Origin of the sequence: Pseudomonas sp. PS01298 (assembly GCF_029959745.1) — a bacterium.
Classification (GTDB): Bacteria; Pseudomonadota; Gammaproteobacteria; order Pseudomonadales; family Pseudomonadaceae; genus Aquipseudomonas; species Aquipseudomonas aylmerensis.
This window is the reverse complement of the sequence record NZ_JASCPP010000040.1, coordinates 25,758-51,536: the sequence shown is the minus strand read 5'-3', so window position 1 is coordinate 51,536 and position 25,779 is coordinate 25,758. Positions and strand designations below refer to the sequence as shown.

At 62.7% G+C, this 25,779-nt stretch carries 21 protein-coding genes; 9 read left to right on the top strand and 12 right to left on the bottom strand.

Annotation, left to right across the window (positions count from 1 at the left end; all coding sequences use genetic code 11):
- Positions 1–88 precede the first annotated feature (88 nt).
- The gene (locus QMX97_RS15995; protein ID WP_065901129.1) at positions 89–796 is read right to left on the bottom strand and encodes a YebC/PmpR family DNA-binding transcriptional regulator; all 708 of its coding nucleotides are present in this window, start codon (positions 794–796) and stop codon (positions 89–91) included.
- A gap of 109 nt (positions 797–905) precedes the next feature.
- Positions 906–2,231 (bottom strand): MFS transporter, encoded by a 1,326-nt coding sequence (locus QMX97_RS15990; RefSeq protein WP_282397228.1) that lies wholly within the window; start codon positions 2,229–2,231, stop codon positions 906–908.
- Between the two features lie 257 nt (positions 2,232–2,488).
- On the opposite strand from QMX97_RS15990, the gene QMX97_RS15985 reads away from it, so the two are divergent.
- The gene (locus tag QMX97_RS15985; RefSeq protein ID WP_106803360.1) at positions 2,489–3,385 is read left to right on the top strand and encodes a LysR substrate-binding domain-containing protein; all 897 of its coding nucleotides are present in this window, start codon (positions 2,489–2,491) and stop codon (positions 3,383–3,385) included.
- Here QMX97_RS15985 and QMX97_RS15980 read toward each other — a convergent pair.
- A complete protein-coding gene (locus QMX97_RS15980) occupies positions 3,355–4,215 on the bottom strand; it encodes a LysR substrate-binding domain-containing protein (RefSeq protein ID WP_065901135.1) in 861 nt (286 codons plus the stop codon). The two genes, QMX97_RS15985 and QMX97_RS15980, sit on opposite strands and share 31 nt — an antisense overlap.
- A 112-nt stretch (positions 4,216–4,327) precedes the next feature.
- Between QMX97_RS15980 and QMX97_RS15975 the strand changes: the two genes are divergently transcribed.
- From QMX97_RS15975 to QMX97_RS15965, 3 genes are all read left to right on the top strand, one after another.
- A complete protein-coding gene (locus QMX97_RS15975) occupies positions 4,328–5,482 on the top strand; it encodes a 2-aminoethylphosphonate--pyruvate transaminase (protein WP_213551187.1) in 1,155 nt (384 codons plus the stop codon).
- A 50-nt stretch (positions 5,483–5,532) separates the two neighbouring features.
- Complete coding sequence (phnX, locus tag QMX97_RS15970) at positions 5,533–6,360, top strand: phosphonoacetaldehyde hydrolase (protein ID WP_065901139.1); 828 nt, start codon at positions 5,533–5,535, stop codon at positions 6,358–6,360.
- 170 nt (positions 6,361–6,530) lie between these two features.
- Positions 6,531–7,091: a cytochrome b gene (locus tag QMX97_RS15965; protein WP_065901140.1), complete on the top strand. Its 561-nt coding sequence runs from the start codon at positions 6,531–6,533 to the stop codon at positions 7,089–7,091.
- Positions 7,092–7,108: 17 nt separating this feature from the next.
- On the opposite strand, the gene QMX97_RS15960 is transcribed toward QMX97_RS15965, so the two are convergent.
- Together QMX97_RS15960 and QMX97_RS15955 are read right to left on the bottom strand one after the other, a co-directional pair.
- Positions 7,109–8,023 (bottom strand): 1-aminocyclopropane-1-carboxylate deaminase, encoded by a 915-nt coding sequence (locus QMX97_RS15960; RefSeq protein ID WP_282397227.1) that lies wholly within the window; start codon positions 8,021–8,023, stop codon positions 7,109–7,111.
- A gap of 57 nt (positions 8,024–8,080) precedes the next feature.
- Positions 8,081–10,120, bottom strand: a complete 2,040-nt coding sequence (locus tag QMX97_RS15955) for an NADPH-dependent 2,4-dienoyl-CoA reductase (RefSeq protein ID WP_106803355.1) — start codon at positions 10,118–10,120, stop codon at positions 8,081–8,083.
- 212 nt (positions 10,121–10,332) lie between these two features.
- Here QMX97_RS15955 and QMX97_RS15950 point away from each other — a divergent pair, with 212 nt between their 5' ends.
- The 3 genes from QMX97_RS15950 to QMX97_RS15940 all read left to right on the top strand — a co-directional run bounded on the left by QMX97_RS15950 (position 10,333) and on the right by QMX97_RS15940 (position 13,831).
- Positions 10,333–11,463, top strand: coding sequence for a carbon-nitrogen hydrolase family protein (locus tag QMX97_RS15950; RefSeq protein WP_065901143.1), 1,131 nt, complete (start codon positions 10,333–10,335; stop codon positions 11,461–11,463).
- Positions 11,460–12,494, top strand: a complete 1,035-nt coding sequence (locus QMX97_RS15945) for an AraC family transcriptional regulator (protein WP_065901145.1) — start codon at positions 11,460–11,462, stop codon at positions 12,492–12,494. Before QMX97_RS15950 ends, QMX97_RS15945 begins: the two co-directional genes overlap by 4 nt.
- A gap of 329 nt (positions 12,495–12,823) precedes the next feature.
- Positions 12,824–13,831, top strand: a complete 1,008-nt coding sequence (locus QMX97_RS15940; RefSeq protein ID WP_282397226.1) for a pyruvate dehydrogenase — start codon at positions 12,824–12,826, stop codon at positions 13,829–13,831.
- A gap of 37 nt (positions 13,832–13,868) precedes the next feature.
- On the opposite strand, the gene QMX97_RS15935 is transcribed toward QMX97_RS15940, so the two are convergent.
- A complete protein-coding gene (locus QMX97_RS15935; protein WP_065901148.1) occupies positions 13,869–14,339 on the bottom strand; it encodes a MarR family transcriptional regulator in 471 nt (156 codons plus the stop codon).
- A gap of 146 nt (positions 14,340–14,485) precedes the next feature.
- Between QMX97_RS15935 and aceE the strand changes: the two genes are divergently transcribed.
- Entirely contained in the window at positions 14,486–17,146 is a 2,661-nt protein-coding gene (aceE, locus tag QMX97_RS15930) for a pyruvate dehydrogenase (acetyl-transferring), homodimeric type (RefSeq protein WP_282397225.1), read from the top strand.
- Between the two features lies 1 nt (position 17,147).
- Here the strand turns inward: aceE and QMX97_RS15925 are convergent, their stop codons facing one another.
- Complete coding sequence (locus tag QMX97_RS15925; RefSeq protein ID WP_106803351.1) at positions 17,148–17,930, bottom strand: DUF2242 domain-containing protein; 783 nt, start codon at positions 17,928–17,930, stop codon at positions 17,148–17,150.
- Positions 17,931–18,019: 89 nt separating this feature from the next.
- Positions 18,020–18,919 (bottom strand): LysR family transcriptional regulator, encoded by a 900-nt coding sequence (locus QMX97_RS15920; protein ID WP_106803350.1) that lies wholly within the window; start codon positions 18,917–18,919, stop codon positions 18,020–18,022.
- Between the two features lie 119 nt (positions 18,920–19,038).
- On the opposite strand from QMX97_RS15920, the gene QMX97_RS15915 reads away from it, so the two are divergent.
- A complete protein-coding gene (locus QMX97_RS15915) occupies positions 19,039–20,244 on the top strand; it encodes an MFS transporter (RefSeq protein ID WP_282397224.1) in 1,206 nt (401 codons plus the stop codon).
- Here the strand turns inward: QMX97_RS15915 and QMX97_RS15910 are convergent.
- The 4 genes from QMX97_RS15910 to lon form a co-directional block, all read right to left on the bottom strand.
- Positions 20,191–20,715: a GNAT family N-acetyltransferase gene (locus QMX97_RS15910; protein ID WP_256595075.1), complete on the bottom strand. Its 525-nt coding sequence runs from the start codon at positions 20,713–20,715 to the stop codon at positions 20,191–20,193. The two genes, QMX97_RS15915 and QMX97_RS15910, sit on opposite strands and share 54 nt — an antisense overlap.
- A gap of 99 nt (positions 20,716–20,814) precedes the next feature.
- The gene (locus QMX97_RS15905; RefSeq protein ID WP_065901161.1) at positions 20,815–22,689 is read right to left on the bottom strand and encodes a SurA N-terminal domain-containing protein; all 1,875 of its coding nucleotides are present in this window, start codon (positions 22,687–22,689) and stop codon (positions 20,815–20,817) included.
- A 231-nt stretch (positions 22,690–22,920) separates the two neighbouring features.
- Positions 22,921–23,193 carry an HU family DNA-binding protein gene (locus QMX97_RS15900; RefSeq protein ID WP_003174819.1) on the bottom strand — a complete coding sequence of 91 codons (273 nt, stop codon included), beginning with the start codon at positions 23,191–23,193 and terminating at the stop codon, positions 22,921–22,923.
- Between the two features lie 148 nt (positions 23,194–23,341).
- Positions 23,342–25,738, bottom strand: coding sequence for an endopeptidase La (lon, locus tag QMX97_RS15895; protein WP_065901165.1), 2,397 nt, complete (start codon positions 25,736–25,738; stop codon positions 23,342–23,344).
- Positions 25,739–25,779 lie beyond the last annotated feature (41 nt).

The following is a 25,779-nucleotide window of genomic DNA, read 5'->3' as shown; positions in this document are numbered from 1 at the left end:
ACGTCGCCGGGTTGGCGGGGTCGGCCCATACAAACCCGCAATTGCCGGCCAAGCCGGACTCCTACAGGGAGGGGTTCAACACGCTGTATCAGCCCGCCAGGCCAACGAACATATCCTGCACGTCGTCATGGTTGTCCAGGCCTTCGAGGAAGGCTTCGACTTCGGCCATCTGCTCATCGCTCAAACCCGTCACCGGGTTCTTGGAGATATAGCCCAGCTTGGCCGACAACACGGTGAAGCCCTGCTCCGGCAGCGCTTTCTGCACGGCGTCGAGGTCGGTGGTCTCGGTGATGAACAGGGTGGTGCCCTCTTCCTCGCCGTCTTCGAAATCCTGTGCGCCGGCTTCAATCGCGGCCATTTCCGGGTCAGCGTCAGGGCTGTCCGGCGAAGCTTCGATCAGGCCGACGTGGTTGAAGTCCCAGGCCACGGAGCCGGAAGCCCCCAGTTGACCCTTGCGAAAGGCCACGCGGATTTCCGCCACGGTACGGTTGATGTTGTCGGTCACGCACTCGACGATCAACGGCACCTGGTGCGGGGCAAACCCTTCGTAGGTCACGCGGTGGTACTGCACGGTTTCGCCGAGCAGACCGGCGCCCTTCTTGATGGCGCGGTCCAGGGTTTCCTTGGGCATCGAGGCTTTTTTGGCCTGCTCCACCACCAGACGCAGGTGGGCGTTGGTCGCGGTGTCGGCGCCGTTGCGGGCGGCGATGGTGATTTCTTTCACCAGCTTGCCGAAGATTTTGCCCTTGGCATTGGCTGCCGCTTCTTTATGTTTGACTTTCCACTGTGCGCCCATGACTCACTCTCTTTTCGTCCATCGCGCCGAAACGTCTACTGGCCGGCGCTTTGGGGGCAGAGTTTATAGCGCAAAAACACTCTAATCCACCAAAAAACCGGCCAGCCTGTCAGGTGCGCAAGGGTTTGATCGCGACGTTGCGGTCCGGCACAAAATCGCCGACCTCGGCCAGCACCGCCGGCCTGGCGTTCCAATAGGGCATCAACACCAGCGAAGAAAACAGCGCGGCGCCGGCAAACACGATGAACACCGTGACCGTGTCGAAGTAGCCCGGCAGCAAGCCGCCGAGCACCGCGCCCACCGAGCCGCAACCGTTGACAAAGCCTGCCGCCGTGGCGCCGGCCTTGGCGGTGCCGAAGTCGATGGCGGCGGTGCTGCTGATCATCGAGTCCGGCCCGTACAGGGTCAGGCCCATGACAAACAGCAAGGCCATCACCAGCATCACACTGCCGGTGTGAAGCGCGCCCATGAACAACGCGAGGGCCACGGTCAGCGCCAGCAGACTGAGCACACAGGCGGGCATGCGCCGCGCGCCGAAGAGCTTGTCGGACGCCAGCCCGATCAGAATCGGCCCAAGCAACCCGGCCAGTTCAAAGGCGGTCGGCACAATCGCCGCGCCGACCTTGCCCACCGAGGGCATCTGCTCGTAGACGATCACCGGCCCCCACAACAGGATCGCGTAACGCGCCGGTTTCAGCAGGAAATACGCCAGGCCCAAGGTCAGCACCGTGCGGTTGCGCAGGATCGCGCGCAGTGGCTCCAACACGCTGATGCGTTTTGCGGCCGCCCTTTCCTCGGCGGTCATCACCGGCTCGGGTTCGACCGCCGGCAAGCCGACATCTTCGGGCGTGTTGCGCTGGAAGATGAAGAACAACAGCGCCACCACCCCCACCACCGCCGCACTCGAGATAAACGCCGCGTGCCACGTGCCGATCAACGTGTAGGCCCACCACCCGGCAAAGGGCGAGGCCACCAGGCCGCCGAACGCGTAGCACGAACTCCACAGCCCGAGCACCCGCCCACGCTGCTGCGCCGGGAAGAAACTGCCAAGGTTCTTGCACAGCCCCGACCAGCCGGTGGACTGCGCCAGCCCCTGGATCAGCATGCAGGTGACAAAGATCGGCAAGGTCGCAACGGTGCCCATCACCAGCGCGGCGGCAGCGGAAATCAGCAAGCCACCGAGCACCACCACCCGCGGTCCGAAGCGGTCGGCCAACATGCCCCAGGTGAACTGCCCGACCGCATAGGCCGCCAGGTAAATGCCATCCAGGTTGGCCATCATCATTTTATCGAGGGGGAAACTCGGGTCGTCGACGATCCCCAGCTTGGCCACGGAAAACGCTTTGCGAGTGAAATAGAACGCCGCGTACGCGAGCCAGGTGATGGCGAAAATCTGCACGCGCCAACGCTTGATGCTACCCATTGGGATATTCATGGTGGTTCTGACCTCAGGTGAGTGTGCCGGCAGAATCGAGAAGCAAATGCCTGTTCTTTTTATGGTTGAGCACTGCAATGCCGGGCCGTGGACACGGCGGCATTGGTCAGATGAGACCTGTGTCCCAGGTCCCATGGCCGCCGTGGTTGTAGGACTCAACCTACGGCGGTTGACGCGTATCAAAGCAATGGCTGACTAATAGGTAAAATCGATTTATCGTATTTCAAATATAAGCCCAGCTTGTAGGAGGATCAGCGATGTCGGTGTCCCACGCCCAGCTCAAGGCCTTCCATGCGGTGGCCGTACACGGCAGTTTCACCCAGGCCGCCGAACGCCTGTTTCTGACACAGCCGGCGATATCCGACCAGGTGCGCAAACTCGAAGAACGCTTCGGCGTGCTGTTGTTTCACCGCAACAAGCGCTCGGTGCGCCTGACCGATCTGGGCGAGCGCCTGCTGGCCATCACCCAGCGCCTGTTTGTGATCGAAGCCGAAGCCGAGGAGTTGCTGCAGGACTCACGCGCGCTGCTCACCGGCACCCTCACCCTCGCCGTGGATGCCCCGGTGCACGTGCTGCCGCAGATCGCGCGGTTTTGCCAACTGTACCCGGGCATCAGCGTCAAGATCGAAACCGGCAACACCGACGAATCGCTGTTTCGCCTGTACAACTACCAGGCCGACCTTGCCTTGCTTGGCCGTGATGTCGACGATGAGCGCCTGCTGTCACTGCCGTTGCCCGACGACCAGTTGCTCGCCTTCGTCGCGCGCAATCACCCCTGGGCCGGGCGTGAGTCGATCTGCCTGGCCGACCTGGATGACACGCCGCTGGTGCTGCGCGAAATCGGTTCGGTCACCCGGCAGACGCTGGAGCAGGAAATGAGCCAGGCCGGCCTGCGCATTCGTCCGGCGATCCAGGTCGAAGGCCGTGAGGCCGCGCGTGAGGCGGTGGTGGTGGGGATTGGCGTGGGGGTGGTCTCGGCGGCGGAGTTCGGCGCCGACTCGCGGGTGTACGCCATGCCCATCCGCGACTGCAGCCAGCGCATGAAGGAAACCCTGGTGTGCCTCAAGGAGCAAAGTTCGCGGCGGGTGGTAGCGACGTTCCTGCAGATCGTGCGCGACAGCCTTCAGCCGGGCGCCAACTCGAAAAACGCCTGAATCAAGCGCAATGCGCGGCGCCGCTCCATGCAGCCGAGCATGTGCCGGTTGCGCAGCCCCTCGCCCTGGATTGCCACGGCCTGCACCCGCGGGTCCGGGCTGACTTCCATCGATGAGACCACGCCGACGCCCAGCTCGGCAGCGACGGCTTCGGTCACCGCCTCACGGCTGTCGAGTTCCAGCAGCACCTTGGGCTGCACCCCCGACGCCGCGCACGCCGCGTCGAAGGTGCGGCGGGTGATGGAACTGGGCTCGCGCAACACCATGATCACCTCGTCGAGTTGCTCCAGGCGAATCCCCCTGGACTGCTGCGCCCACGGGTGGCTGGCCGGCACCAGGGCGCAGATCCGCGACTCGCTCAAGGGTTGCAGGTGCAGGCCGCTGCGCGGCTCGACCTCGGTGAGTACCGCCACATCCGCATGCTCGGACAACAGTGCCGCCAGGGTTTCCTGGGCGTTGCCCAGGCGCAGGTTGACGGTGATCCCTGGGTAGCGCGCACGCAGGCTGGCGATCATCGGCATGACCAGGTGCGGGCCGTCAGCCGCCACCTCCAGGCGCCCGGTGAGCAACTGCCGGTTGGCCTCCAGCATCGTCTGCGCTTCGTCGACCAGGCCGAAGATCGCACGGGTGATCGCGGCCAGGCGCGCGCCCTCCTCGGTCAGCTCCACGCGGCGCGCGGTGCGGCGCAGCAGCGGGATCTGGTAATGCTCTTCCAGGGCCTTGATATGCCCGGTCACCGCCGGTTGGCTGATGAACAGCCGCGCCGCCGCACGGGTAAAACTGCCCTCGCGGGCCACGGCATCGAATGCGCGCAGTTGGAACAGGTTCATAGCTATCGACCTCACTGATAGCTCGCATAACAACAAACAATTTGATTGATGACAAGCCAAACTGCAATTTAGGCCCCGTAGATTCAACCCCGATGCCTTGCGAGGACTTGAGATGACCACTGCCGCGCCGATCCTGCTGACCCCTGGCCCCTTGACCACATCGAACCGCACGCGTCAGGCGATGATGGTGGATTGGGGGTCCTGGGATGACCGTTTCAATGCCCTCACTGCCAGCGTCTGCTCGCAACTGCTGGCGATCCTTCACGGCACCGACAGCCACCATTGCGTGCCCCTGCAAGGCAGCGGCACCTTCGCCGTCGAAGCCGCCATCGGCACCCTGGTGCCGCGTGACGGCAAAGTCCTGGTGCTGATCAACGGCGCCTACGGCAAGCGCCTGGCAAAAATCTGCGAAGTACTCGGCCGCGACTTCAGCACCTTTGAAACCGCCGAAGACCAGCCCACCACCGCCGCCGACGTCGACCGCCTGCTGCGCGCCGACACGGCCATCACCCATGTCGCGTTGATCCACTGCGAAACCAGCACCGGCATTCTCAACCCGTTGCCGGAGATCGCCCAAGTGGTCAAGGACCACGGCAAGCGCCTGATCATCGACGCCATGAGTTCCTTCGGGGCGCTGCCGATCGATGCCCGTGAAGTGCCGTTCGATGCGCTGATCGCCGCCTCGGGCAAATGCCTGGAAGGCGTGCCGGGCATGGGGTTCGTCTTCGCCGACAAACAGGCCCTGGCCGCCGCCCAGGGCAACTGCCACTCCCTGGCGATGGACCTGTTCGACCAGCACAGCTACATGGTCAAGACCGGCCAATGGCGCTTTACCCCGCCGACGCACGTGGTCGCGGCGCTGCACGAAGCGCTGCTGCAATACGCCGAAGAAGGCGGCCTGCCCGCGCGCCATCAACGCTACGCCGACAACTGCCAGGCGCTGCTCGACGGCATGGCCGCACTCGGCCTGCGCAGCTTCCTGCCGGCCGAGATCCAGGCGCCGATCATCGTCACCTTCCACGCCCCGCAAGATGCGCGCTACCAGTTCAAGGACTTCTACGAGCGGGTCAAGGCCAAGGGTTTCATTCTGTACCCAGGCAAATTGACCCAGGTCGAAACCTTCCGCGTGGGCTGCATCGGCCACGTCGATGCGACAGGCATGCAGGCAGCGGTCACGGCGATCGCGCAAACACTGCAAGACATGCATGTGCTCGAACCTGCAGGAGCCGGCTTGTCGGCGATCACCGGCGACGCAGTTCTTCTGTAACCCCTCATTTTCGTTCAGCGCTGGCAAGCCAGCTTCTACAGGATTTGTGTATGAACTATCAGAACCCCAACACCCTGCAGGCCGTGATCCTCGATTGGGCCGGCACCGTGGTCGATTTCGGCTCCTTCGCGCCCACGCAGATTTTCGTCGAGGCCTTTGCCGAGTTCGATGTGCAAGTCTCCATCGAAGAAGCCCGTGGCCCGATGGGCATGGGCAAGTGGGACCACATCCGCACCCTCTGCGACCAGCCGCAAGTCGCCGAACGCTACCGCAAGGCCTTCGGCCGCACGCCCACCGATGACGACGTGACCGCCATCTACCAGCGCTTCATGCCGCTGCAGATCGAGAAGATCGCCGAACACTCGGCGCTGATCCCCGGTGCCCTCGACACGATCGCACGGCTGCGTGTGCAAGGTATCAAGATCGGTTCCTGCTCCGGTTACCCCAAGCAAGTGATGGACAAGGTCGTCGCCCTGGCCGCCACCAACGGCTACATCGCCGACCACGTGGTGGCCACCGACGAAGTGCCCAACGGCCGCCCATGGCCGGCCCAGGCCCTGGCCAACGTAATCGCCCTGGGCATTGATGATGTCGCCGCCTGCGTGAAGGTCGACGACACCGTGCCGGGCATCCTCGAAGGCCGTCGCGCCGGCATGTGGACGGTGGCCCTGACCTGCTCCGGCAACGCGCTGGGCCTGACCTACGAGCAGTTCCGCGCACTCGACGCCGCCACGCTGGCCAGCGAACGCAAGCGCATCGAGGCGATGTTCAAAGGCTCGCGCCCGCACTACCTGATCGACACGATCAACGAGCTGCCGGCAGTGATCACCGACATCAACCAGCGCCTGGCCCGCGGTGAAATGCCGCAAAGCCACTGATCGAGGTCAAGACAACGGCAATCGCGCCAGGCAAAGCGCTCAAAACCGGCATACAGTTAAGTCACTGCGTCACCCAAGAACGCAATGTTGTCCAGTGATGAAACTGTACCGGTGGCGAGGGAGTTTGCTCCCTCGCCACCGGTTTGCCCTGATGAGTGAGGAACACAGCGATGCCGTGGAAAAATTCCGATACGCGTTACAGCACCATGTCGATCGCGTTGCACTGGTTGATGGTGGTGCTGCTGGCGGTGGTCTACGCCTGCATTGAGCTGCGCGGCCAGTTTCCCAAAGGCAGCGGCGCGCGGACGCTGATCGTCGAGATGCACTTCATGTTCGGCCTCACCGTGTTTGTGCTGGTGTGGCTACGCCTGTTTGCGCGCAGCCTGGGGGTGGCGCCGAAGATCGTGCCGGCGCCGCCGCAATGGCAAACCCTGCTCGCCACCCTGATGCATATGGCGCTGTATGCCTTGATGATCGGCATGCCGATTGCCGGTTGGTTGATCGTCAGTGCCGAAGGGCATTCGGTGATGTTCTACGGCATCGAGCTGCCGCCGCTGATTGCCGAAAACAAAGGGTTGGCCAAGGAGATTGAAAGCTGGCACGTGCTGTTCGGCAAGATCGGCTACTGGCTGATCGGGCTGCATGCGCTGGCGGGGATCGCTCATCATTACATCCTGCGTGACAACACGGCGTTGCGCATGATGCCCGGCAAGCGAGGGAGCATTCAGTAACGCCATCGACTGCTGGATCACACTCGCGGATGCCCTGAGCTCAACGATGGGAAACCCCGGCGGCCTTGCAAGCCGCCGGTGTGGACAAAGATAAGGCGCGTACCACAGACGAAGCGGCGGGCTTCAATCTGCTGCTTCAGCGCCAGCAACGCCTTGCCGGTGTAGAGCGGCTCCAGCGGCAGGCCACAGGCTTGCTCGGTGGCGTCGATAAAGGCCAGCAACTCCGGATCAACCTTGGCAAAGCCGCCCCGGCTGGCCTCCAGCAATTGATAACCGTGCTGCACCAGCGCCTGTACCTGCTGCGCCACCCCGTGGTCATCGGGCACCGCCAGCGCGCCATACACCGGATGCGCGCCCGCCTCCGCCAGCACCAGTCCCGCCAGCGTGGTACCAGTGCCCGCTGCCAGCCACCAGCCGTCATAATCCGCCCAACCGATGTCGCTCAATTGCGCGCGCACCTGCTCCACCAGTACCGCACAGCCCAACGCTCCCGCCAGGCCACCGCCACCTTCGGGCACCGGGTGCAGGTGTGGATACTGCTCGCGCCACGGCCCCCAGAAGTCCGGCGCATGCCGCGCGCGATAGCCGCCATAGCCCAGCCAGTGCAACTGCATGCCGAAGGCGTTGAGGTCGAGGACGGTGGGGGTGTCTTGCGCATGGCCACGCAGCAGGCCGACGGTGGCAAAGCCAAAGCGCTTGCCCGCCGCCGCCAGCGCATGCAGATGGTTGGAATGCGCGCCACCCAGGCTGATGATCCCACTGGCGCCAGCAGCCCGACCTTGCGCGAGGTGCTCGGTGAGCTTGAACCACTTGTTGCCGCTGATCAGCGGGTCGATGCGATCCAGGCGCAGCACGGCCAACTCGACGCCGTCCAGCCAATCGAGCTGCACAGGTTCAAGCGGAGCGTAGGGAAGCCAATCGAAGGGGCCCATCGGGAAGGGTCTGCATGCAAAAAGGGGCGGTAGTCTACCACCGCCCCTTTCGTCGTCTTACAGCTCGGCGGCGAGGCGCGAGCCCTGGTTGATGGCGCGCTTGGCATCCAGCTCGGCCGCCACGTCGGCGCCACCGATCAGGTGCACGTTCTGGCCGGCCGCAACCAGGCCGTCCTGCAGTTCGCGCAGCGGGTCTTGCCCGGCGCAGATGACGATATTGTCGACCGCCAGCACCTGCGGCTCGCCCTCGGCACCGATGCGGATATGCAGGCCCTGGTCATCGATCTTCAGGTACTCGACGCTGTTGAGCATCTGCACCTGCTTGTTCTTCAGGCCAGTACGGTGGATCCAGCCGGTGGTCTTGCCGAGGCCATCGCCGACTTTGGAGGTCTTGCGCTGCAGCAGGAACACTTCACGCGCCGGGGCATGCGGTTGCGGCTTGATACCGGCCACACCGCCACGCGCCTGCAACTGGGTGTCGATGCCCCACTCCTTCCAGAATGCTTCGCGGTCCAGGCTGGTGGACACGCCCTGGTGCACGAGGAATTCCGACACATCGAAACCGATACCGCCGGCGCCGATCACCGCCACGCGCTTGCCGACCGGCTTGCGTTCGAGGATCACGTCCAGGTAGCTCAGCACCTTGGCGTTGTCGATGCCGGGGATCGCCGGCGTGCGCGGCGCGATGCCAGTAGCGAGGATGATCTCGTCATAACCGCCCGCCGCCAGTTGCGCGACATCCACGCGGGTGTTGAGGCACAGCTCGACGTGGGTGGTCTGCAATTTGCGTTTGAAGTAGCGCAGGGTTTCGAAGAACTCTTCCTTGCCGGGCACGCGCTTGGCGATATTGAACTGGCCGCCGATCTCGCTGGCCGAGTCGAACAATGTCACCTGATGGCCGCGCTCGGCCGCCACGGTGGCTGCCGCCAGGCCTGCAGGACCGGCGCCGACCACGGCGATCTTCTTGATCTGCTTGACCGGCAGGTAGTTCAGCTCGGTTTCGTAGCAGGCGCGCGGGTTGACCAGGCAGGTGGTCAGCTTGCCGCCAAAGGTGTGGTCCAGGCAGGCCTGGTTGCAGCCGATGCAGGTGTTGATTTCGTCCGCGCGCCCGGCGGCGGCCTTGTTGACGAACTCCGGATCGGCCAGGAACGGCCGCGCCATCGAGACCATGTCGGCATCGCCCTCAGCGAGGATCTGCTCGGCAATCTCCGGCGTGTTGATACGGTTGGTGGTGATCAGCGGAATCTGTACCGCGCCGCGCAGCTTGGCGGTGACTTTGCTGAACGCGCCACGCGGCACCTTGGTGGCGATAGTCGGAATACGCGCTTCGTGCCAGCCGATACCGGTGTTGATAATGCTCGCACCGGCCTGTTCGATGGCCTTGGCCAACTGCACGATTTCTTCCCAGGTGCTACCGCCTTCAACCAGGTCGAGCATCGACAGGCGGAAGATAATAATGAAGTTCGGGCCGACGGCTTCCCGCACGCGGCGCACGATCTCCACCGCCAGGCGCATGCGGTTTTCGTAGCTGCCGCCCCAACGGTCGGTACGCTGGTTGGTGTGCGCGGCGAGGAACTGGTTGATGAAGTAGCCTTCGGACCCCATGATTTCCACGCCGTCGTACTCGGCAACCTGGGCCAGCAGCGAGCAGGTGACAAAATCCTGGATCTGCTTCTCGATGCCCTCCTCGTCCAGCTCCTTGGGCTTGAACGGGTTGATCGGCGCCTGGATCGCGCTGGGCGCCACTTGCTTGGGGCTGTAGGCGTAACGGCCGGCGTGGAGGATCTGCATGCAGATCTTGCCACCCGCCTCGTGCACGGCCTTCGTCACGATCTTGTGCTTCTGCGCCTCTTCGTCGGTGGTCAGCTTGGCCGCGCCGGCATACACCCCGCCTTCATCGTTCGGGCCAATGCCGCCGGTGACCATCAGGCCGACGCCGCCACGCGCACGCTCGGCAAAATAAGCGGCCATGCGTTCGAAGCCGCCGGGCTTTTCTTCCAGGCCAGTGTGCATCGACCCCATCAGGGTGCGGTTGCGCAAGGTGGTAAAACCCAGGTCCAACGGGGCCAGCAGGTGCGGGTAGGCAGCAGCGGTCATGGTACAGCTCCACAACGGATCATCACGGGACGTGGCGCACTCGAACGGTGTGCCATCGGTTTATGTCCCACAGACTAAGAGCCCGCCCGCCGGCGCTCAATGACTGAAACTGACAAGTTATTGATCCAAATGCACAGCGCCCCTTGGCAAGCGGGTGCATGGGCCCTACCCTAGTCGGCGAACCCCGCACTCGGTCTGTTGTCTGTTGCCCCATGCGTAAACTTCTAGCTTTTACCGTCACCATGGCCCTGGTTGCCGCCATCGCCGCGTATCTGGTCTGGACCCAGGAGCGCCCCGTGGCGCATTACCTGTCGGACCTGCGCATCACCCTCGCCGTCAACGAAGGCCTGCCTGCCGACCGCGGCAACTTGCTGGGCATCCAGCCTGAGCTGTTTCCCGCCGACTACCAGAGCCTGGAACGCCTGCACCTGAAGCTCGCGGCCTACCTGCAAAAAGCCCGTGACCAGGGGCTGATCAACGACAAGACCATCGTGGTGCTGCCGGAACACATCGGCACGTGGCTGATGCTCACCGGCGAAAAGAACGAGGTGTACCAGGCCCTGCACGTGAAGGATGCAATGAACTGGCTGTCCGTCAGCAACCCCGTGCTGTTCCTGCGCGCCTGGATCAGCGCCACCGGCGACAGCCGCACCGACGACGCCTACCTGCGCATGAAAGCCAAGGGCATGGCCCGCGACTATCAGTTGCTGTTCGGCGGCCTGGCCAAGGAATTTGGCGTGACCCTGGTGGCCGGCTCCATCACCCTGCCCAACCCCAGTGTCAGCCAGGGACAACTGCAAATCGGCTCGGGGGCGCTCTATAACGCCAGCGTGGTCTTCAATGCTGACGGCTTGCCGCTTGGCGATCCGCAGCGCCAGCTCTACCCGATCTACGATGAACGCGGTTTTATCCAACCGGGTGACGAAAACGTCGTCAGCGTGGTCGACACCCCGGCCGGCCGCCTCGGTGTGCTGGTCGGCAGTGACAGCTGGTACCCGGACAACTACCGCAAGCTCAACGAGCAAGGCGCGCAACTGATCGCGGTGCCCGCCTTTGTGCTCGGCCGCGATACCTGGGATCGCCCATGGCGCGGCTTCAAAAGCGTGTCGACGCCGACCGAAATCAGCCTCAAGCCCGAAGAGCTCAGCGAAGGTGAGGCGTGGCGTCGCCTCACGCTGATCAGCCAGTCGCCCGTCAGCCATGCCACGGCCGGCATGAGCGTATTCCTGCGCGGGCAGTTCTGGGACCTGGGCACCGCCGGCCACAGCTTTCTCAGCAACAACGGGCAGATCAACGCCGACGGCGAGGCCCGTGGCGCACGCCTGTTGAATATCTGGCTGTGAAACCGGTCCGGCTGGGGGATCTGTCGGTGGGCTTCGTGCACACCCTGGCAGACGCCATCCACAGTCACGGCCTCGACCCCCAGCCGCTGCTGCTGCAATACGGCCTGGACCCGGCGCGTCTCGCCGAGGCCGGCGCACGCTTGTCGATCCCACGCTATATGCGCCTGGGCCACGCGGCCATCCAGCTCACCGGCGACCCCGCCCTGGGCCTGCGCATGGGCCAGCTCAGCCGCCTGAGCCAGGCCGGGCTGGCCGGGGTCACCGCCGCCCAGGCGCCCAACGTGCGCGAGGCCGCCCGCACGCTGACACGCTTCGAGGCGTTGTACGGCTCCAACTATCGCGGGCAATCGAGCTTTCACGAAGACGCCGAAGGCGCCTGGCTGCGCTTCTATTCCATCAGCCCGTACAACGCCTATAACCGCTTTGTGGTGGACTCGATCATCGCCGGCTGGCTGCACCAATTGTCGGGCCTGGCCCAGCAACCGGTGCAGGCGCAAAAGGTCGAGATCGAATTCGAAGCGCCCGACTACAGCGAGCAATACAGCATGCTGGGCGACAGTCCGATACAGTTTGGGGCCGAGGTCAATCAACTGCGCTTGAGCCAACCGACCCTGGCGCTGCGCAATCCACAGCACTGCCCGAGCACCTGGCAACTGTTGCTGCAATTGTGTGAACGCGAACTGGAGCAGTTGACCCGCACCCGCAGCCTGCGTGAGCGCATTACCCGTTTGCTCGGGCCGATGCTCAATGGCGGCCGGGAACCCGACCTGGAAGAAGTGGCGGCACGCTTGAAGCTGCCAACCTGGACGCTGCGCCGCAAACTGGCCGAAGAAGGCACTCAGTTTCGCGCGATTCTCAACGATACCCGTCGCGACTTGGCCATGACCTACATTCGCGATACGGAACTGGCGTTCGGCGAAATCGCCTACTTGCTCGGTTTTGCCTCGGCCCAGGCGTTTCAACGCGCCTTCAGGCGGTGGAACAACCAGACCCCAGGGGAATTTCGCCGCAGTCAGCGGCATTCCGCCTGAAGTCGGTCTTACAGCTCTGTTGCATCGTCTGCGGGTTCCAGCGGGTCCAACTCAATCGCGTGGTACTCGAGCAGTTCTTCCTGGTAATCGTCCATCGTGGACTCCTTGTTTGATTGAAAAGCGGCTGCAGATAAATGACCTGCACTGCCAGCCTAAAGTGCCGTGATGACGAAAAAAAGTCGATGCGATGACGTTCCTGCACGTGCAGATTAAACGTAGCAGCGTCGGGCTGATTTAGCACCTCGTCGTTGAGGTGCGATTGCAATCATTGCAAATGCAATCATATTTCCAGTAGGGTACGAGCCTCTGTTGCCAGGAGCCTTGCCCCCATGCCCGCCTCTACCGCAAACGCCGCGCAGCTGTGCATCAATGCGCTGACCACGACCGAACATGCGCGCAGCTCACCGCTGTATGCCGTGATGACCATGGCCAATACCCTGGAATTGAGTCGCCAGGCCTGGGTGATCCGTGGCCAGTCGCGCTCCCGGCGCGTCAGTAATTGGCCGAGTTGGTTCGCGCGCAACACCGGGGAAAAGCCGCTGTTGTACCTGCACAGCGCCATGTCATCGGCGCAGCTGAGTGCGCTGTCGGACGAGACCGCGCAGCGCGGCATCTTATGCAACGACATCGAGAACCAGCCCTCGCCCTGGCCCCGGGGCGCACAACCTTCGCTGCCGTTGTGGCTGGCCACCAACCCGCGCTGCACCCCATATGACCCGGCCTCGGGCGACGAAGCGCGGGCGATTGTGCTGGCGGGGTTGCGCGCGCTGTACGTCGACGGCCAGCCGGGGTTCTATTACCTGGCCCTGCACGACCATGAAAGCGCGGTGCCGATGGCGGAGCAGGCGCGTGAGGATGCGCTCAAGGGCATGTACCCGATCCGGCGTGAAGGCGCGGATGTGCGCCTGCTCGGTGCGGGCCATGCATTGGAAGCGGTGGTGCAGGCGGCGCGCCTGCTGGAGCAGGACTGGAACATCAGCGCACAGCTCTGGAGTTGCCCCAGCTACACACGTCTGGCCCGCGAGGCAGCGGCCGCTGAACGCTGGAATCGTCTGCATCCGGGCGCGCCCAAACGCAGCTGTCACTTGCGTGACTGCCTGGCGGGAAGTCGCGCGCCGGTGGTTGCCGTCACCGGCTATCCGCAAGCGATTGTCGATCAGTTAAGGGCGCATGTGGATGCACGCTTCGTCGCGTTGGGCGCGGGGTCGGTGCAGGCGGCGGCGCCGAGTCAGTATTGGATAGTGGTATCGGCGCTCAGGGCGTTGGCGGATGAAGGGCGGATCGACGCGCTGCACGTACAGGCCGCGATGAATCGCTATGCATTGAAATGCGCTTGATGGCAGGCCGGCACCTACACGGTTTCTGCGTGGGGCTTCAGGTTTTGCGGCGACTGCGGGTCTGGACGCCCGCGTCCATCGCCAGCCCGGCAGTGCGTTCCAGTGCGTCGGCGAAGGCCTGGCGCTGCTCCGGCTCGATTTGCGACAGGAATAACTCGTCCACCGTGCTTTCGTAGATCGTCCACATTTTTTTGCGCAGCACCCGGCCGGCGTCGGTGATCGAGGCAAACGCCGCGCGGCCATCACCGTCGGAGCGCGAACGCAGCACCAGGCCGTCCTTTTCCAGGCGGTCCACCAGGCGAGTGAGGTTGTAGCGCTCGATGGCCAGCACGTCGGCCAATTCGTGCATGCGGCGGGTACCGTCGGGGCCGCTTTCCAGGCCCCACAGCGCGTCGTACCAGGCATAGGGCGGGAGGTCGGCCGCGGCCAGGCGGCGCTCGATTTCACGGATGACCGTCCTGTGGGCCCTGACAAAACGGAACCAGACATCAGGCTCTTTCGACGACATGCAACACCATCCGGGGAATTTCAAGAAGGTTGCAATAGTAGCTCATCCCGCGCTAGATTCGGCCATGTAGTTGCAATTGCAATTACTTTTGACGGCACTCCCACAAGGAGACCGCCACTTGAAATCCGCCTACCCTGGAGCCTCCCATGACCCCGAACAACGCAGTCCGCCGCGATGACGATCCACAGGAAACCCGCGAGTGGCTGGAGTCCATCGAATCGGTGCTGTCCACCGAAGGCCGCCCGCGCGCCCACTACCTGATCGATCAATTGCTGGATTTCGACGTGGCGCGGCATGGCGACTTCTACGGGCGCGTTACCACGCCCTACGTCAACACCATCCCGGTGGACCGCCAGTTGCCCTACCCCGGCAACCTCGCCATTGAGCGACGCACCAATGCGTTTATCCGCTGGAACGCCATGGCCATGGTGTTGCGTGCAGGCAAACACTCAGGTGTGGGTGGGCATATCGCGACTTATGCGTCAGCCGCCGTGCTGTACGACGTAGGCTTTGACCACTTCTTCCGTGGCCGTACCGACACCTTCGACGGCGACCTCGTGTATATCCAGGGCCATTCCTCACCGGGCATCTACGGGCGCGCTTACCTCGAAGGCCGTATCAGCGAAGCCCAGCTGGACAATTTCCGCCGCGAGGCGGGTGGCGACGGTATTTCGTCCTACCCTCACCCGCGGCTGATGCCGGACTTCTGGCAATTCCCCACCGTGTCCATGGGCCTTGGGCCGATCACTTCGGCCTACCAGGCGCGCTTCATGCGCTATCTGGAACTGCGCGGCCTCAAGCAGCACCAGGGCCGCAAGGTGTGGGCATTCCTCGGTGATGGCGAAATGGACCAACCGGAATCCCTGGCCGCCATCTCCCTGGCCGGTCGCGAGAAACTCGACAACCTGATCTTCGTGGTCAACTGCAACCTGCAGCGCCTCGACGGCCCCGTGCGTGGCAATGCCAAGGTGATCCAGGAGTTCGAAAGCCTGTACCGCGCCGCCGGCTGGAACGTGATCAAGGTGATCTGGGGCGGCGGCTGGGACGCGCTGCTGGAAAAAGACCAGAGCGGCCTGCTGCGCCAACGCATGATGGAATGCGTGGACGGCGACTATCAGAACTACAAGTCGCAGAACGGTGCCTATGTGCGCGAACACTTCTTCGGCAAATACCCGGAGTTGCTCGCACTGGTTGCGGATATGTCCGACGACGAAATCTGGAAACTCTCACGCGGCGGCCATGACCCGGACAAGGTCTACAACGCCTATGCGGCAGCCGTTCGCCACACTGGACGCCCGACGGTGATCCTGGCGAAAACCGTCAAGGGCTTCGGCATGGGCGAAGCCGGCGAAGGCCAGAACATCAACCACCAGCTGAAAAAAATGGGCGCCGACGCCGTCAAGGCCTTCCGCGACCGTTTCGACCTGGAAGTGGCTGACGATCAACTCGACGCAATCCCCTACCTCAAGCCGGCCGCCGACAGCGAGGAAGCACGCTACTTCGCGGCACGGCGCCAGGCGTTGGGCGGCTATGTGCCAGCGCGGCACGCGGCGGTCCAAGCGTTGCAGATCCCCGAACTGAGCGCCTTCGCCACCCAGCTCAAGGACACCGGTGACCGCGCGATCTCGACCACCATGGCTTTCGTGCGCATCCTCGGCACCCTGCTCAAGGACCCGCACCTGGGCAAGCTGATCGTGCCTATCGTGCCGGACGAGTCACGCACCTTTGGCATGGAAAGCCTGTTCCGCCAGATCGGCATCCACTCGGCCGTCGGCCAGCTCTACACCCCACAGGACGCCGGGCAACTGAGCTACTACAAGGAGAGCAAGGACGGACAGATCATGCAGGAAGGCCTGAATGAATCCGGCGCCATTTCCTCATGGATCGCGGCGAGTACGTCCTACAGCAACCACGGCCTGATGACCGTGCCGTTCTATATTTTCTATTCGATGTTCGGCTTCCAGCGCGTCGGTGACCTGGCGTGGGCTGCCGGCGATGCACGGGCACGCGGCTTCCTGCTCGGCGCCACGGCCGGGCGCACCACGCTAATGGGCGAAGGCTTGCAGCATGACGATGGCCACAGCCACATCCTGTCCTCGGTGATTCCGTGCTGCGTGTCTTACGACCCGACCTTTGCCTACGAGCTGGCGGTGATTATTCGCGAAGGCATGCGGCGCATGTACGTCGAACAGGAGGACATTTACTACTACATCACCCTGCTCAACGAAAACTACCCGCACCCGGCGATGCCGGACGGAGTGGAAGACGGCATTCTCAAAGGCATGTACCGCCTCAGCGGTGGCCCCAAAGCCCAGGTGCAACTGATGGGCAGTGGTTCGATCCTGCGCGAGGTCATCGCCGCCGCCGCCCTGCTCGCCGAGGATTTCGGCGTGCAGAGCGCGGTGTGGAGCGTGACCAGCCTCACCGAATTGCGCCGTGACGGGCACGCGGTTGAACGCTGGAACCTGCTGCATCCGGACAGTGAGCCGCGCGTGAGTTACGTCGAGCAATGCCTGCAAGCGCACACGGGCCCCGTGGTGGTCGCAACGGACTACATGAAGCTGTTCGCCGATCAGATCCGCCCGTTCGTTCCCGCTCGACGCTTTGTCGCGCTGGGCACCGATGGCTTCGGACAGTCGGACACCCGGGAAACGTTGCGCGCATTCTTCGAGGTGGACCGGCACTTCATCGCGCTGGCGGCCCTCAAGGCGCTGGCGGATGACGGCGTGATCGGTCGGGACAAGGTCAGTGAAGCGATCAAACGCTACGGGATCAACGTCGACAAGGTCGATCCCGTAGCCGTCTGAGTTACTGCGCGGGCGTCGGCAGAGGGGGAATCGCCTCTGTCGGCGGCGGCAGGTCGGGGGTAGTCGCTGCGGGTGCAGGTTCGGCCTGCGGCGCAATCGGTGCAGCCTCGGGAGCCGGCACCACCGGCTCAGAGGCCGCTGGCGCAGCCGGTTCTTCCTTCGGCGCCTCGACCTTTTCGGCGGCTGGGGGTGTCTTGGGCTCCGGCACACCGAGGTCAGCCTTGGGCTTCTCGGGAATATGCTCGGCCTTCTTCACTTCCTGCGGCAGGAACACGTCCACCAGCGCAAAGTAACGGTCGTAGAACTTCGGCGCAGAGACTGTCTCGCTCGCGACCTTGACCATCGAGTCATCGGTGGAGCCGATTGGCATCGACACCGACCCCAACACTCCCACACCCAGGCTCGCGGAGTTGTTGACCTTCTTCAGCGCATAGCGATCCTGCAAGGCATTGGCGAACATCGTCGAGTGGTTGTTGCCTTTGCCATCATCGGCGCACACCACGTTGAAGCTGATCTGCAGATGGGTCTCGCCGGTCTGCTGGAAGCTCTTGTTACCGACCACCAGTTTCGGATCGTTGCTGGTGATGATGTAGCCCTGGCTCAGCAAGGCCCGGCGTGCGGCTTCGCAAGCCGCGACATCGGTGACCGGATAATCCCGGGAAAACGTACCGGAGTCGTCGAAATTCTCATGTTCATAAATAGCGGTCTTGGGTGACGAGCAGCCCGCGGCGCCCGCCAACACCAGCGCCAACCCGAGGCTACGCAAGTGAAATGATGTCGACATTGAAAATCCTGAGGAAAACAGTCCGGGCGGTATTGTGCAACAGAACGCGTGCTTGGCGCGCGCATTCCTGTCGGTAAAACGTCACAGGCCTACACGACAGCTGCCGTGGGAAAAAGCCCAGCGCACATATGATCAATAAACACGCGTAATTTCGCCGAGGCATGGCGACTTGATGGCCATAGCATCCAGAAACTGCCCCGGTGTTCGAGGTAGTCATCCAGCACCCGTTGCAAACGTCCCTGCGCCACGGCCTGGTTGACCATGTAGTCCGGCAGGCAGGCTATGCCCAGGCCCTCGTGCACCACATGGTTGAGCGACTCGATGGTGGTGCTGACCAACGGTGTGCGCAAGGTCGGCTCCGCAGTGCCCGGCGCAAGGCGCAGCGGCCAGTGCTCGAGTTTACCGGTGGCGCAGAACTTGTGGCGCAGGCAAGCATGCTCGCTCAGGTGGTGGGGCTGCAGCGGCGTACCATGCTGCTGGAAGTAAGCCGGGGTGCCCACCAGCACCAATTGGTAATGCCCCAGGTGGCGCGCCATCAAGCGCGAATCTTCCGGCTTGCCGGTGCGAATCACCGCATCGAACCCTTCCTCGATCACGTCCACCATGCGGTCGGAAAAATCCACATCCAGCTCGATGTCCGGATAGGCGCGCATGAAGTCGCTGAGCACCGGCATCAGCAGGCCCCGCACTTGCGGCACGCTGATGCGCAGCTTGCCGCGGGGCGTTGCGCTGGCCTCGGTCAGTTCGCGCTCGGCGGCCTCCACCTCGGCAAGAATGCGCCGTGATCGCTCCAGAAACAGCGAGCCTTCGCTGGTCAAGGTGATACTGCGGGTGCTGCGATGAAACAGCCGCACGCCGAGGCGTTCCTCCATGCGTGCAATGCTTTTGCCCACTGCTGAAGAGGACACCCCCAGCACGCGACCAGCGGCGGTGAAACTGCGCGTTTCCGCCACCTGCACGAAAACCGAGAGGCTGCCCAAGCTGTCCATGATCACGCCCTTTTTGATTACGGACGCCTGAGTCCGATAAGTTCGGAACCTTAGCCTGTTTTTCCGACGTGCACAGCCCCCTACTCTGGCGCCTTGCCCTTTTGCATGGATAGAGTTTGATGACCGCACTCACCGATTCCCCACCCGTTACCCAGCGTGACGCACTGCCGCTCGGCGGTTTGCTCGCATTGGCCTCGGCCGGTTTTATCACCATCCTCACCGAGGCCATGCCCGCCGGGCTCCTGCCGCAGATGGGCGAAGGCCTCGGCGTGTCGCCCGCGCTGGTCGGCCAATTGGTCACGCTCTACGCCTTGGGCTCGTTGCTGGCGGCCATCCCGCTCACGCTGCTGACCCGCGGCTGGCGGCGACGGCCATTGCTGCTGATTGCCATCGGTGGCTTTGCCCTGGTCAACAGCGTGACCGCGCTGTCCAGCCATTACGGACTGACGCTGGTAGCGCGTTTTTTTGCCGGGGTCTTCGCCGGGTTGCTCTGGGCACTGCTGGCCGGTTATGCCAGCCGGATGGTTGCCCCGCACCTGCAAGGCCGGGCGATCGCGATCGCGATGCTGGGCGCACCATTGGCCCTGTCCCTGGGCGTACCGGCCGGTACCCTGCTCGGCACGCTAGTCGGCTGGCGCCTGAGTTTTGCGATCATGACCGGGCTGACGCTGGTGTTGCTGGTGTGGGCGCGCTGGCAGCTTCCGGACTTTGCCGGCCAACCCGCACAGCAGCGCCTGGGCCTGCGCCAGGTACTCAGGTTACCCGGCATTCGTCCGGTGCTGTGGGTGACTTTTACCTACGTACTGGCCCACAACATTCTCTACACCTACATCGCCCCACTGTTGGTGCCGGCCGGGATTACCGCCGACGTCGACCGCGTGCTGCTGGTGTTTGGCTTGGCGGCATTGCTGAGCATCTGGCTGGCTGGAGTGCTGATTGACCAGTGGTTGCGCACACTGCTGCTGATCAGTTGTGCGCTGTTTGGCCTGATCGCCGTGGCCCTGGCGTTCTGGATCAACGTCCCCGCCGTCATCTATATTACAGTGGCCTTCTGGGGCCTGGCGTTCGGCGGACTGCCGGCCTTGCTGCAGACCGCACTCGCCAAGTCAGCGGGAGCGTCGGCGGACGCTGCGCAATCGATGCTGGTGACCGTGTGGAACCTCGGCATAGCCGGCGGCGGCCTGGCCGGCGGCGTATTGCTGCAGGGCTGGGGCGTCTCGGCCTTTGCGTGGGCGGTGGTACTGCTGATGCTGCTGGCCCTGATCGGCGCCTTACAGGCGGCGCCCCAGCAACTGGCCCGGCCAACCCTCCAGGTTGAAGGTTGAGATTCGCGTATAGCCGCACGACTCATAAAAACCCACCAGGTCACCTGTGCCGCCGGCGTAGCAGTCCACCCGCAGGCGCGTGACACCGGCTGCGCGCGCCTGGTCATCGGCGAATGCCAACAGGCGCCGCCCCAGGCCGCGTACACGGGGGTCGCGCGCGGCGATCAACAATCGCACATACACCTCCGGCTCGGTCGCCGCTGGTACATAAGGCATCGGCTCGCCCAGCACCAGTGCAGCCAGGATCTGCCCCGTGGGGGCCTCTACCACCCAGGCACCCGGCAGTGCGCAGGCTTGCGACACTTGCGCGACTCGACGGGGCGAGGCCGACCAGGGCTCAGTGCCCCATTGATGGTTATTGCCCAGGCGTGCGAACCACTCAATCACCTCGTCAAACACCTGCAGCACCGCAGGAACATCCGCCTCAGTGGCGCGACGGATCACCCAGCCTTCCTGTTCCTGAATCAACACGCGTGAACCTCCTTGCTCGACGATTGCGAAAGCCCAGTCTAGCGCACAAAAAAAGCCCCCGGTCATTGCTGGCCGGGGGCTTTCTTATTCAAACCGCCATCAGTACTTCTTGATGTCGGCCTTGGTTTCCAACTGCTTGCGGTACGCCGCGAAGTCCTGCTGGCCGACACGGGAAGCGAGGAAGCGGCGGTATTGCGCTTTTTCTTCTTCCGATGGGGCTGCGGCTTCATTGACGCCGTTCAAGCGCACGATCACCAGGCTACCGTCAGCCAGGGTCACGGTGGTAAAGGTCGGCTTGTCCTTGGCCGCAGGCTTGGGCATGCGGAACAGGGCTTGCAGCACGGCCGGGTCAATCGCTTCCTGGCTACGGGTAGCCGCTTCAGTGACTTTCCAGGCCTGACCATCGATCGGTTGGTTCAGCGGGGTCTTGCCATCACGCAAGCTGGCGATCAACTCGTCGGCATGCGTCTTGGCAGCGGCGCTGGCGCGCTCCTTGATCATCTGTGCACGGATCGGCGCAGCAACGCTTTCCAGCGGCAGTTGCGCAGGTTTGCGGTGCTCCTTGGCACGCAGCACGATGATGGTTTCCGGGTCGAGTTCGATGGCGCTGCTGTTGGCACCTTCATCCAGGACTTCCGGGCTGAACGCAGCGGTGACCACGGCACGGTTGGCCGCAACGCCTTCGCCACCTTCACGGCCAAACGGCGCGGAGGTGTGCACAGTCAGCTTCAGGTCGGACGCTGGCTGGGCCAGGTCAGAGGCTTCGAATGCCGCATCTTCCAACTGCTTGGTCGCTTCGACAAAACGCTGCTCGACCTGCTGGGTCTTGAGCTCGCGGGTCAGCTTGTCCTTCAGGCTGGCGAACGTCGGCACTTGCGGTGCTTCAACGCCCAACAACTTGATCAAGTGCCAACCGAAGGTGCTGCGCACCGGCGCCGAGACCTGGTCCTTGTTCAACGCGTACAAGGCGGTTTCGAAGTCCGGGTCGTAGACGCCAGGGCCGGCAAAGCCGAGGTCGCCGCCATTGTTGGCCGAACCTGGATCCTGGGAGTACTCCTTGGCCAGGGCTTCGAACGACTCGCCCTTGGCCAGGCGCGCCTGGATTTCCTCGATCTTGGCCTTGGCTTGCGCGTCGGTGACCTTGTCGTTGACTTCAATCAGGATGTGCGCCGCACGACGCTGTTCAGCGAGGTTGGCGGTTTCTTTCTGATAGGCCGCCTGCAACTCCTCGTCCTTGACCGCAACCTGGTCGAAGAAGGACGACTTCTTCAACTCCAGATAGTCGATGACCACCTGGTCCGGGGTCATGAACTCCTTGGCGTGCTGGTCGTAGTAAGCCTTGACCTCGTCGTCGGTGAGTTTCACCGCGCCAGGGTTGGCCTTGATGTTGACGGTGGCGAAATCGCGGGTCTGCTTCTCCAGACGGGCAAAAGCGTTCACCTCGGCGTCGGTCACGAAACCGCTGCCGGCGATGCCTGCGCGAACCTGGCCGATGAGCATTTCCTGGGTCAGCATCTGACGGAACTGCAGTCGGCTGTAGCCCAGTTGACGGATCACCTGGTCAAAGCGTTCGGCACTGAACTTGCCGTCCACCTGGAATTCCGGTGTCTGCAGGATGACCTGGTCCAGTGCTGCTTCAGAGAAGCCGAACTTGGAATCAGCCGCGCCTTGCAGCAGCAGCTTGCGATCGATCAGGCCCTTGAGGGCGGCGTCGCGCAGCAGTTTTTCGTCGAGCAGCGAAGCATCGAAATCCTTGCCCAGCTGTTGCATCAGCTGGCGACGTTGCATGTCGACAGCCTGGCTCAGTTCGGTCTGGGTGATTTCCTCACCGTTGACCTTGGCCACGTCCTGCTTGGTGTTGGTCGAAGCCTGAAAAATAGCCTCGATACCGGTGAACGCCATCAAAGCGACGATGATCCCGATAATGGTCTTGGCAATCCAGCCTTGTGAATTGTCCCTGATATTTTGCAGCATGCGTCCCCCAGAAACGGTTGAACTTCAAAAATTGGCAACCGTGGAGCGTGGGTAGAGTCCGGATAGAAGAAAGGCGCATCCGAGGATGCGCCTTCTCGTAACTGGCGGAGCGGACGGGGGTTTGAACCCACACCCCCGGCGTGGCGACCCGATGGATACGTGGGTCAGCTGCCGCTCCGCTGCCAGGCCAGACCTGCGTCCGACCCGGGTAGGCAAAGGCTTGATCGAAGCTTAGTTAACGGCTTCTTTCAGGGCTTTACCGGCTTTGAAACCTGGTTTCTTGGCAGCAGCGATTTGCAGTGCTTTGCCAGTCTGTGGGTTACGGCCAGTGCGAGCTGGGCGGTCAGTCACAGAGAAAGTACCGAAGCCTACCAGTACTACGGAGTCGCCGGCCTTCAGAGCGCCAGTGACGGATTCGATTACTGCATCCAGCGCACGGCCAGCAGCAGCTTTCGGGATATCAGCGGATGCAGCGATAGCATCAATCAGTTCCGACTTGTTCACTCTAAGTCCCCTTATATATCTATTGAGTATGATTCTAAGTTTTTTGGTGAAAGCAAAAACCAGTGCTGAATGGCCTACAGACACTTAAGAGCCGCTTTATAACAAGGGCTCTAAAAAGCTGTCAAGGAAGCCCCCAGGCTTCAACACATTAATGCGTGCTAATTCTTTCCTTGGAATCAGACTCGCGCTTTTCGTCCTTAGCGACTATCTCCGGAGCCACATCCGGCAAGGGCTCCGGCGCGTATTGCAGCGCAATTTGCAGGACCTCGTCAATCCATTTAACCGGTTTAATCTGAAGATCCTGCTTGATGTTGTCAGGAATTTCCTTCAGATCGCGAACATTCTCTTCAGGAATGATCACGGTCTTGATTCCACCCCGGTGCGCAGCGAGTAATTTCTCTTTCAAACCACCGATAGCCAATACCTGGCCACGCAGGGTAATTTCGCCGGTCATGGCGACATCGGCGCGCACCGGAATACCGGTCAATGCCGACACCAGGGCCGTGCACATGCCTACGCCTGCGCTAGGGCCGTCTTTAGGCGTCGCCCCTTCCGGCATGTGGATATGGGTGTCGTGCTTCTCGTGGAAGTCCAGGGGGATCCCCAGGCTCCTTGCGCGGCTGCGCACCACGGTCTGCGCGGCGGTAATCGATTCGACCATCACATCGCCCAGCGAACCGGTCTTGATCAACTGGCCCTTGCCCGGGATCACTGCTGCTTCAATGGTCAGCAATTCGCCGCCCACCTGGGTCCACGCCAGGCCAGTCACCTGCCCTACCTGGTCCTGCTGCTCGGCCAGGCCGTAGCGGAATTTACGCACGCCGAGGAAGTGCTCCAGGGAGTCGGCCGTGACCTTCACCGAGAAGCGTTTTTCCAGCGCATGTTCCTTGACTGCCTTGCGGCAGATCTTCGCAATCTGGCGCTCAAGGCCGCGCACACCGGCCTCGCGGGTGTAGTAACGAACGATGTCGCGGATCGTCTCGACCTCGAATTCGATCTCGCCCTTCTTCAGGCCGTTGGCCGAAATCTGCTTGGGCGCGAGGTATTTGACGGCGATGTTGATCTTCTCGTCTTCGGTGTAACCCGGCAGACGAATCACCTCCATCCGGTCCAGCAGCGCTGGCGGGATATTCATCGAGTTGGAGGTGCACAGGAACATCACGTCGGAGAGGTCGTAGTCGACTTCCAGGTAATGGTCGTTGAAATTGTGGTTCTGCTCGGGGTCGAGCACCTCGAGCAATGCCGAGGCCGGATCGCCGCGCATGTCGCTGCCCATCTTGTCGATTTCATCGAGCAGGAACAGCGGGTTGCGCACGCCCACTTTCGTCATCTTTTGAATCAATCTTCCTGGCATCGAACCGATGTAGGTACGGCGATGACCACGGATTTCCGCTTCGTCACGCACGCCACCGAGGGCCATGCGCACGAATTTACGGTTGGTAGCATTGGCAATGGACTCGGCCAGGGAGGTTTTACCCACACCAGGCGGCCCTACCAGGCACAGTACCGGGCCACGAATCTTCTTCACGCGCTTTTGCACGGCGAGGTATTCGAGGATGCGCTCTTTGACTTCTTCGAGGCCGTAGTGGTCGGCATCCAGGATGTCCTCGGCGCGCGCCAGGTCCAGGCGTACCTTGGTCTGGGCCTTCCACGGCACTTGCACCAGCCAGTCGATGTAGGAGCGAACCACAGTGGCTTCGGCGGACATCGGCGACATTTGCTTGAGCTTGTTCAGCTCGGCATTGGCCTTGGTCAGCGCGTCTTTCGGCAGGCCGGCGGCATCGATGCGCTTTTTCAGCTCTTCGATTTCGTTGTGGCCTTCCTCGCTGTCGCCGAGCTCCTTCTGAATGGCCTTCATCTGCTCATTCAGGTAGTACTCGCGCTGGCTGCGCTCCATTTGTTTCTTCACGCGACCGCGGATGCGCTTCTCAACCTGCAGCAGGTCGATTTCGGCATCCAGCAGCGCCAGCACGTGTTCGACACGGGCCGGCAGGTCGATGATTTCGAGGATGTCCTGCTTCTGCTCGATCTTCAGCGCCATGTGCGCAGCCATGGTGTCAACCAGGCGGCTTGGCTCATCGATGCTGTTAAGCGAAGACAGCACTTCAGCCGGGACTTTCTTGCCCAGCTGCACATACTGCTCGAACTGCGAGAGCAGGCTGCGGACAAAGACTTCGGATTCGCGCTCAGGGGCTTCGACTTCGTCGATCAGCGCCACTTCGGCGCGCAGGTGGCCGTCCACCTCCATGAAGCGCTCGACCGCACCGCGCTGCTCGCCTTCGACCAGCACCTTGACGGTGCCATCGGGCAGTTTGAGCAGTTGCAGTACGGTGGCAATGGTACCGACGCGATACAGGGCATCTTCGCCAGGATCATCATCGGCAGGATTTCTCTGGGCCAACAGCAGGATCTGCTTGTCGCCCGTCATCGCGGCCTCGAGGGCTTCGATAGACTTCTCGCGCCCCACGAACAGCGGGATAACCATGTGCGGATAGACGACGACATCACGCAACGGCAGGAGAGGCAATTCGATGGTTGTCTTCATGATTTCGCCTCTATGACAGTTGAAAAGTAAGCTTGAAACCA

What these genes read in the sequence shown, in the direction of transcription:
- QMX97_RS15995 (WP_065901129.1), bottom strand. Translation starts at nt 796, where the DNA reads ATGGGCGCACAGTGGAAAGTCAAACATAAAGAAGCGGCAGCCAATGCC.
- QMX97_RS15990 (WP_282397228.1), bottom strand. Translation starts at nt 2,231, where the DNA reads ATGAATATCCCAATGGGTAGCATCAAGCGTTGGCGCGTGCAGATTTTC.
- QMX97_RS15985 (WP_106803360.1), top strand. Translation starts at nt 2,489, where the DNA reads ATGTCGGTGTCCCACGCCCAGCTCAAGGCCTTCCATGCGGTGGCCGTA.
- QMX97_RS15980 (WP_065901135.1), bottom strand. Translation starts at nt 4,215, where the DNA reads ATGAACCTGTTCCAACTGCGCGCATTCGATGCCGTGGCCCGCGAGGGC.
- QMX97_RS15975 (WP_213551187.1), top strand. Translation starts at nt 4,328, where the DNA reads ATGACCACTGCCGCGCCGATCCTGCTGACCCCTGGCCCCTTGACCACA.
- phnX (WP_065901139.1), top strand. Translation starts at nt 5,533, where the DNA reads ATGAACTATCAGAACCCCAACACCCTGCAGGCCGTGATCCTCGATTGG.
- QMX97_RS15965 (WP_065901140.1), top strand. Translation starts at nt 6,531, where the DNA reads ATGCCGTGGAAAAATTCCGATACGCGTTACAGCACCATGTCGATCGCG.
- QMX97_RS15960 (WP_282397227.1), bottom strand. Translation starts at nt 8,023, where the DNA reads ATGGGCCCCTTCGATTGGCTTCCCTACGCTCCGCTTGAACCTGTGCAG.
- QMX97_RS15955 (WP_106803355.1), bottom strand. Translation starts at nt 10,120, where the DNA reads ATGACCGCTGCTGCCTACCCGCACCTGCTGGCCCCGTTGGACCTGGGT.
- QMX97_RS15950 (WP_065901143.1), top strand. Translation starts at nt 10,333, where the DNA reads ATGCGTAAACTTCTAGCTTTTACCGTCACCATGGCCCTGGTTGCCGCC.
- QMX97_RS15940 (WP_282397226.1), top strand. Translation starts at nt 12,824, where the DNA reads ATGCCCGCCTCTACCGCAAACGCCGCGCAGCTGTGCATCAATGCGCTG.
- QMX97_RS15935 (WP_065901148.1), bottom strand. Translation starts at nt 14,339, where the DNA reads ATGTCGTCGAAAGAGCCTGATGTCTGGTTCCGTTTTGTCAGGGCCCAC.
- aceE (WP_282397225.1), top strand. Translation starts at nt 14,486, where the DNA reads ATGACCCCGAACAACGCAGTCCGCCGCGATGACGATCCACAGGAAACC.
- QMX97_RS15925 (WP_106803351.1), bottom strand. Translation starts at nt 17,930, where the DNA reads ATGTCGACATCATTTCACTTGCGTAGCCTCGGGTTGGCGCTGGTGTTG.
- QMX97_RS15920 (WP_106803350.1), bottom strand. Translation starts at nt 18,919, where the DNA reads ATGGACAGCTTGGGCAGCCTCTCGGTTTTCGTGCAGGTGGCGGAAACG.
- QMX97_RS15915 (WP_282397224.1), top strand. Translation starts at nt 19,039, where the DNA reads ATGACCGCACTCACCGATTCCCCACCCGTTACCCAGCGTGACGCACTG.
- QMX97_RS15905 (WP_065901161.1), bottom strand. Translation starts at nt 22,689, where the DNA reads ATGCTGCAAAATATCAGGGACAATTCACAAGGCTGGATTGCCAAGACC.
- lon (WP_065901165.1), bottom strand. Translation starts at nt 25,738, where the DNA reads ATGAAGACAACCATCGAATTGCCTCTCCTGCCGTTGCGTGATGTCGTC.